Below are 7052 nucleotides of genomic sequence, written 5' to 3'. Positions count from 1 at the left end.
GGGCTAAGTTGGTGTTCTGGTTGCAGATTTGTGTGCCCCGAGACCCCCAGAAGTGAACAAGTAGAGTCTGAGGAGACAGACCGCTGGGCAAAGTCGCTGGTTTAGGCGACGACGGTGTGTGTGTGGGGGGAGGCTTCGTCGTTTCCAACTGAATGCCGTCACACCACCCCCCACCGCTCCCCCGCCCTCCTCACCCGCTCCGCCAACTCCCCCAACTCCCGCTCCCTCCGCCCGCCCACCAACCCCGCCGTCTCCTCCACAAAACGCTCCAGCTGCCCCAGGTCCCGCGCCATTGCTTCCATCTCCCCCATCACCACACCCCCGGCCTCTGATCCTCTATCTCCGGATCGTCTTTGGGCAGGGCTTCCCGCGCGTAGCCTTCGAGGGTTTTGGCGAAGGTGCGGAGGGATTAGGCCTCGGGGGCTAGGGGCTAGAGAGTGGTTTGGAGGAAGTTGAGGAAGTGATGCCGGGTGGGGAGGGGATGATCCAAGGGCGGCGGGTCGGGGAGATGGTGCTCTCGGAGGATTTGCAGGCGAGCGCCGGGGGGGGGAGTGCTTCCTGGGCGAAGATGGGCTTGGAGAGCCTTGGGGGAAGGCGCTTAGGGGCGGCCGTCCGGATCGATCTCTACTCCTCCCTCTACAACATCAGGTTGCGTCGGCACATCAAGGCTGCCCGCAACTCTGGCTTCAAGGGATTTGCTGAGCCTCCCATCCGGATCAATCTCCACCCCACCTGCCCAAGCAGCCAGCGGAGCTCCCGAGAAGGGCAGAATCAGGGCCGAGAGTGCGAGTCCGCGCATAGCGCCTCCTAGAACAGAAGTCGAGGCTCGGCGTCAGTGCCGGTCTCGCTTCTGCGTGGGATCTACGCTACGCCGTGGGGTAGAGAGGGCCAAATGCGAGGGGCCAGATCTGAGGGGGAGGGGCCAGATCTGAGGGGACTGAGAAGCTGGGGCTTAGTCCTCTAGATCCTCAATCAACGCCTCCATCTCCGCAATCTCCTTCTTCTGCGTTTCGATAATGCCATCCGCCAGCTCGCGCACGCGGGGGTCGGAGATGTGGGCTCGTTCGCTGGTGAGGATGGCGATGGAGTGGTGGGGGATCATGGCTTTCATCCAGGAGACGTCGTCGACGGTCTCCTGACTGCGGACCAGCCAGAGGGCACCGCAGAAGACGAGGACGCTGGCGACATAGATGGCCAGGTTGGCCTTGCGGTTGGTGTACATGTTGAGCATGAACGTCAGCATGATCACCGCCATGGCGGCGCCCATGACGAAGGCCATGTAGAAGCGGGTCTCGCTGAAGAAGACGTGGCTCATCTCGTAGGTGTTGAGGTACATCAAGAAGAGCATGGCGGCGGTGGAGGTGGCGATCATCACGCCGAATTTTGTGTACTGTTTCATGAAAATCCTTCCTACATTCTCGGGGGGACTGGACAGGAGGGAGCGGCAAGTGCCTGAAAAATAGAGGGTTGACGCTCCTTCGGAATCTTCTCTCTCTAATGAGGATGCAATCTCGATTCCAGGGTGCGCGGGGAGCGAGGAGTTAGCCGCGGCGCAGCGCCTGCGCCGGCTCAATCGACGCCGCCCGCCGCGCCGACAGGTAGGTGGCGAGGGCCAGGGTGGCGGTGGGGACCACGGGGCCGCGGGGCCGTACGTTGGCGGCGGTGGCGGCGCGGACGCCGGGGAGGGCAGCGAGGCGGTCGAGGAGGCGGTCGAGGCGTTGGTCGAAGCTGGAGGCTGGAGCTCCGCTCTCCGTTACGCCGGCCTGAGGCGAGCTAGTCCGCGATGAATCCGGCTGGGACGATCCGGTCTGGGACAGCTGCACCGAGAGCATCAGCAGGGGCCGGGTCTCGAAGCCCGGGGCAGCGTAGCGGATCAGCTGGAAGCCGCGCACCATCATGCCGGTGCCGGCGAGGAGGAGGGTGGCGAGGGCGACCTGAGCGATGACCAGGCTGCGGGTGCCGAGGCGGCGGCTGCCGGTGTTGGTGGCGGCGCCCTCCTTCATCGCCTCCGCGAGATTCCAGCGGCCGGTTTGGAGCGCCGGCGCCAGGCCCACCAGCAGGCCGGCGGCGAGGGTCACCGCGAAGGTGTAGAGCACCACCCGCGGCTCCAGCGCCGGTTGCCAGAAGGATGGCAGCAGGGGGGCGACGCGGGCACCCACGGCGCGGATGGCCAGAACGCCGAGGGCCGTGCCGAGGAGGCCGCCGGCGAGGGCCAGGAGCAGACTTTCCGCCAGCGGCTGACGGGCCACCTGCCTCGATGGTATCTCCGGGCTTGACGCCCTGGCAGCGATTCTATGGGAGAGGTTTCAGGTGATCTCTCGACAGGTCGCTGCGGTCATTGCACTGGTAGCCGGAAGCGCCGGGGGTCTGCAGTGAAAAGTCTTTGGCTCGATGCTCCGCCTGAGCGTGGAAGTGGATATTGCACAGATTCATTTGCGTCGACCCGGGTGGCTACTCGAGCACGGAGATGTTCTTCTTCCGGCACAGGTCCTTGAGGATCTGCGGCCAGACGGTGACGCTCACCTCGCCCAGGTGGGCCTTCTGCAGCAGCAGCATGTAGAGCCGGCTCTGGCCGATGCCGCCGCCGATGGAGAGGGGCACTTCACCGTTGGTCACCGCCTTGTGGTAGGGCAGCTCTAAGAAGTCCAGCTGACCGGTGATCTCGAGCTGCTGGCGCAGGGTGTCAGCGTCGACGCGGATGCCCATGGACGAGAGCTCGTGGCGCCGTTGGGTGAGGGGATTCCACACCAGGATGTCACCATTCAATCCGTGCATGGGGCGGCCGCCGGCGGAGCGGGTCTCGGTGACCCAATCGTCGTAGTCCGGGGCTCGCAGCTCGTGGGGATAGCCGTCCGCCAGGGTCCAGCCGATGCCGTAGATGAAGATCGCCGGGTGCTCCTGGAGGATCGCCGTCTCGCGCTGCTTGCGCGGCAGATTGGGAAAGCGCTCGAGGATCTCTTCGGCGTGCAGGAAGGTGAGCTCCTGCGGTAGCGGCGGCATTCCGTTGTCGGCGAGCTGGGGGAAGAGCTCGCGGACCCGGGCTTCGGCGCCGGTGATCACCTTCCACAGTTTGCGGACCACCTCGGTGAGAAAGTCCAGGGTGCGCTGGTCCTCCGACATGGCCAGCTCCCAATCCCATTGGTCGACGTAGGCGCTGTGGTCGTGGTCCAGGAAGTAATCCTTGCGCACAGCGTGCATGTCCGTGTAGAGGCCTTCTCCGACCTCCAGCCCGAACTGCTTCAGCGCCAGCCGCTTCCACTTGGTCGCCGCCTGCACCACCTGAGCGTCGATGGTGTGGACGCCGTCGTTCTTGATGTGGAACTCCACCGGCGTGCGCGAGCCGTCGCGGTCGAGGAAGTCGTTGACCCCGCTTTGGGAGTCGACGATGAGCGGCACCGTTACGCGCATCAGGTTGAGCTCCCGGGCCAGTCCCTGCTCGACGTGCTCCTTGACGGCAGTGATGGCGAGCTGGGTCTCCTTGGGGGTCAGGACGGAGCGGTAATTCGCTGGCAGGACCTTCTCCAGCTCGGTGTAATCACCGATGCCCGGGCCTGCCAGGTCGGCTTTCTTGTCGTGGTTGACGGTCATTGAAATCCCTCCTTGCCGCCAGCGGACGGCGTTGCATGGGATGGAAGAACGGGCCTGAGGTGATTGGGAAACACCAACCCCTGACGATAGCCTCTCAGGCCTCAGGAGCCGGCTCAACCCCAGTGCGGGTAGGAGGTTCCACTACCCCTCGGGGGAGGAGTCTGAATAGAAAAAAAAACGGCGAGCGCGGCACGCCGGCCACGCTCGCCGTAGACAGAGCTATCGATTCCGCAGTGGCTGCTAGGGGGCGCAGGGGCCGCCGCCCTGGTAGGCCCAGCCACCGGTCTCGCAGGTGTAGTACTGGTCGTCAGCACCACAGACCTGCATACCGCAATAGGTCGAGCCGGGATCAATGGGGCTGCCGTCATAGCGCACGCCGTTGTAGCAGGTGCAGTTCATGTCCAGCGGCTCGGGCATCTCGCAGTCGGTGTTGTCGACCTTGCCCAGCGCGCTCCAGCCCCAGGAGTTACAGCGGTAGAACTGGTCGTCGTTGCCGCAGACCTCGAAGTGGCAGAAGGTGTTGGCGTCCGGGATCGGGCTGCTGTTGGAGTCGACACCCCAGGAGCAGGTGCAGTTGTCCGGATCGATGGTGTCCGGGCGGGTGCGCTCCACCGCCAGGATGTCGCCGCTCCAGCCGGGCACGTCGTAGGCGGCCACATAGCCTTCGTTGGCCTGATCGACCCGTACCTTGTACCAATAACGGCCAGAGACACCGTCGGCGTCGGCAGCGAGCTCGAGGGCCGGTAGGCGCATGTCTTCGCTGGCGGTGGTCAGCAGATCGCCGGCGATCTTCGGCTCTGCCCGCAGGTTGGCGGTGTCGGTGTTGATGGTGACGGTGATGGGCAGCTCGGGGCGGTGATCCTCGTCGAAGTAGGTCGCCGCCGGATCGCGATAGCCCTCGGTGTTGGGATTGTCCTCACCGGGCTGGCTGTAGCCGTCGCCAGCGCACAGGTCGATGCCGTTCTCGTCGAAGGTGCGAATCTCGTAGTGCAGGTGGGGCAGGCTCTGGTCGGCGATGGTGCCGATGAGGTCTCCGCGGTCGACGTCGTCGGTCTCGCTGACAGCGATGTTGTCGATGTGACCGTACATGGTGTAGAGGTTGCTGGCGTCCGGCAGGGTGTGCTTGACCACCACGACACCGGCGGGGTAGTCGAGATTCGGTGGCGTTTCCACGCAGTCCACCACGCCGTCGGCGGCGGCGTAGACCGATTCACCGACGGAGCCCCCGTCTTCCGCCACCAGGTCGAGACCGGCGTGGACGCGGTAGCCGTAGCCGGTGACCTCGGGCGTTCCCTTGTCGCCATGAAAGCGTCCGCAGTAGTAGCAGGGCGGGTTGGAGCAGAATTGATTCACCTCGCGGATGATCACCCACTCCCCGTTGTCGTAGTCGATGCAGTCGTAGTGGTTGCCGTAGCTTTGCAGCACTTCGAAGCCGTAGCCGGGCACCACGTCATTGCCGTTGGTCTGGCCCACCGGCCAGTCAAAGATCAATTCGTTGGTTTGTGCGTTGGCTGCCGTGGGCAGCAGGGTACAGAACAGGGCCATGGTCAGGGCCCAGAACAGGAACCGTTTCATGTTCGTCCTCCGCAAATCATGTTAGTTAAAAAGATAGTGCGTCGATGCGCTAATTGTTATAGCAAGATGACTACGGAAGTGCAAGTCGAGGGGATGACGAGGCTGTGACGAGCTGCTATTCGATGGCTTGCAGTTCCCGCCGGCGCCCCGCAAGGAGCTGCGGGACGCCGGCGGAGGTGCCCCAATGTTGGATGGGGAGAGCCGCTCAGCTCTTGAAGAACCAGGTGACCCGGCCGACCTCTTCACCCCGCCACAGCTGGCGGATGGCCACGCTGTGGCCGTAGAGAATCGAACCTGCTGGAGCCTCGACTTCCAGCAACGCCGGTGCGTAGAGGCCAGCGGCCAGGCAGAGGCGGCTGAAACGTACTCGGGGCCGCTGCAGCAGCTCGAGGGTCGTCGGGGAGGCGCCGGCCAGGAGGGGCTGGCGCTGACGCAGCTTGCTGGCCAGGCCGGCGTTGAGCTTGAGCCTCACCTTGGCGTCTTTGGGCAGGCGCTGCAGAACCTCCAGGTCGAAGTGGCGTTCGCGATCCGGCGTGCCCGCGATGTAGAACGCCAGCCGGCGGATGGGTTTACCGGCCAGCACTTGGTAGATGTTGCGCCAGCCGACATCAGGCCGCCGGAGGAACTCCCGGTAGGCGGCCCAGTCGAAGTACGAGCCGCTGGGAGGGATATGGGGGGCTGAATGCTGTGGAGGCCAGGTATGGGCATCGACTGGAGGCTCGAGAGCCGGATGCAGCACTGCCAGCAGGCTGCAATTGTGGGTGGGATTCGGGTGGGGCGGCGTGGCGTCGGAAGTATCCCAGATGGAGTCGGGCTCCGCTGTCGGCGGTGAAGGCGCAGGATTCCAGGCGACATGCTGCATGACGGTCAGCCGGTCTCCCTGCTGTACCGCCTTGGGCTGTGCTGAACCCACTTCGCACCAGCGCTCCGGGGGAATGAAGGTGGCTGCCGGGCTCCAGAAGAAGGTGGCGGAGGTCGTGGCCATACCGAGGCCCCGGTTGCGCATGCGCAAGAACAGCCAGTTACTTTGAGCATGCCGTACCCGCCAGCCGGGGGCCGGATCATTTGCTGTCTGGCTTTCCTCCATCAGCGTTCCCCGCAGCTGGTCGATGGTCTTTTGCTGTTCGGCCTGCGATGCCGAGTCGACGATCGGGTTGCGGAAGACGATGATGTCCGGGCACGAGCCGAGGATCGCGTTTTCGCCCGCCGTGCTGCCGTCGTCGCAGGGCTGCTTGCGCAGGTAGAGGTGCGGGGCGAGTTGCAGATGATCCTGAACCAGTGCTTCCAGGTCGGGCATGACACCGATGAAGCCCGCTACGTTGGGGCCCTGAGGTGTGCCGGTGGCGGGGTCGGCGAGGAGGGCCCGTAGCGGCAGCGGCGCCAGCGAGTTGCCGGTTTGTCGTCGATGCATTCCCTGGAGCAGCGCCGCCGCGCCGGCGATCATGGGGGCGGCGCTGGAGGTGCCGGAGAAGGTGTTGGTATACGCCTTGGTCGGCTCGTCGCCGCCGTCCAGGTCGCCATAGCCGCAGGAGGTGACGCTCTCTCCCCAGCCAAAGCAGTCGAGGCGGGTGCCGAAGTTGGAGAACGGTGCGCGGTTATGGGGTAGGGCGGCGAAGGCCGCTCCCACCATCACCGCTCCCGAGTCGACGAAAGCCGAGGATTGGCGGTTCAGCGCGCGGCCGGTGACGGGATGTTGATAGCGGTCGAGATCCTGTCCGCCGTTGCCCGCTGCTTCCACCACCGTCACTCCCAGGGCCGTCGCCAGCCGGATGGCGTCAAGGTCCGCTTCGTCCACTTCCGTGGGAAGGAGGGCCCGCTGGACTTCCAGCAGCAGGATGTCGCCGACGCCGGTAGCTGCATACGCAGTAGGATCAAGGCCGGAGGGAAAG

At 64.9% G+C, this 7052-nt stretch carries 6 protein-coding genes; all 6 read right to left on the bottom strand.

The genetic code is table 11. The features are described 5' to 3' along the window. Positions 1 to 158: 158 nt before the first annotated feature. On the bottom strand, positions 159 to 293 hold the full coding sequence (locus SX243_24455) for a hypothetical protein (GenBank protein MDY7096139.1): 135 nt from the start codon (positions 291 to 293) through the stop codon (positions 159 to 161). A gap of 659 nt (positions 294 to 952) precedes the next feature. Further along, a complete protein-coding gene (locus SX243_24450; GenBank protein MDY7096138.1) occupies positions 953 to 1399 on the bottom strand; it encodes a DUF305 domain-containing protein in 447 nt (148 codons plus the stop codon). Between the two features lie 142 nt (positions 1400 to 1541). Then, positions 1542 to 2249, bottom strand: coding sequence for a hypothetical protein (locus SX243_24445; GenBank protein ID MDY7096137.1), 708 nt, complete (start codon positions 2247 to 2249; stop codon positions 1542 to 1544). 202 nt (positions 2250 to 2451) lie between these two features. Then, positions 2452 to 3588, bottom strand: coding sequence for an aspartate--ammonia ligase (gene asnA, locus SX243_24440; protein MDY7096136.1), 1137 nt, complete (start codon positions 3586 to 3588; stop codon positions 2452 to 2454). A 240-nt stretch (positions 3589 to 3828) separates the two neighbouring features. After that, on the bottom strand, positions 3829 to 5163 hold the full coding sequence (locus SX243_24435; GenBank protein MDY7096135.1) for a M23 family metallopeptidase: 1335 nt from the start codon (positions 5161 to 5163) through the stop codon (positions 3829 to 3831). Positions 5164 to 5368: 205 nt separating this feature from the next. After that, positions 5369 to 7052: S8 family serine peptidase (locus SX243_24430; GenBank protein MDY7096134.1), on the bottom strand; the 1684-nt coding region annotated here is incomplete at its 5' end.

The sequence above is a fragment of the Acidobacteriota bacterium genome, assembly GCA_034211275.1.
In the GTDB taxonomy this organism is placed as follows: Bacteria; Acidobacteriota; Thermoanaerobaculia; order Multivoradales; family JAHZIX01; genus JAGQSE01.
This window is presented reverse-complemented; position numbering and strand designations above follow the sequence as displayed.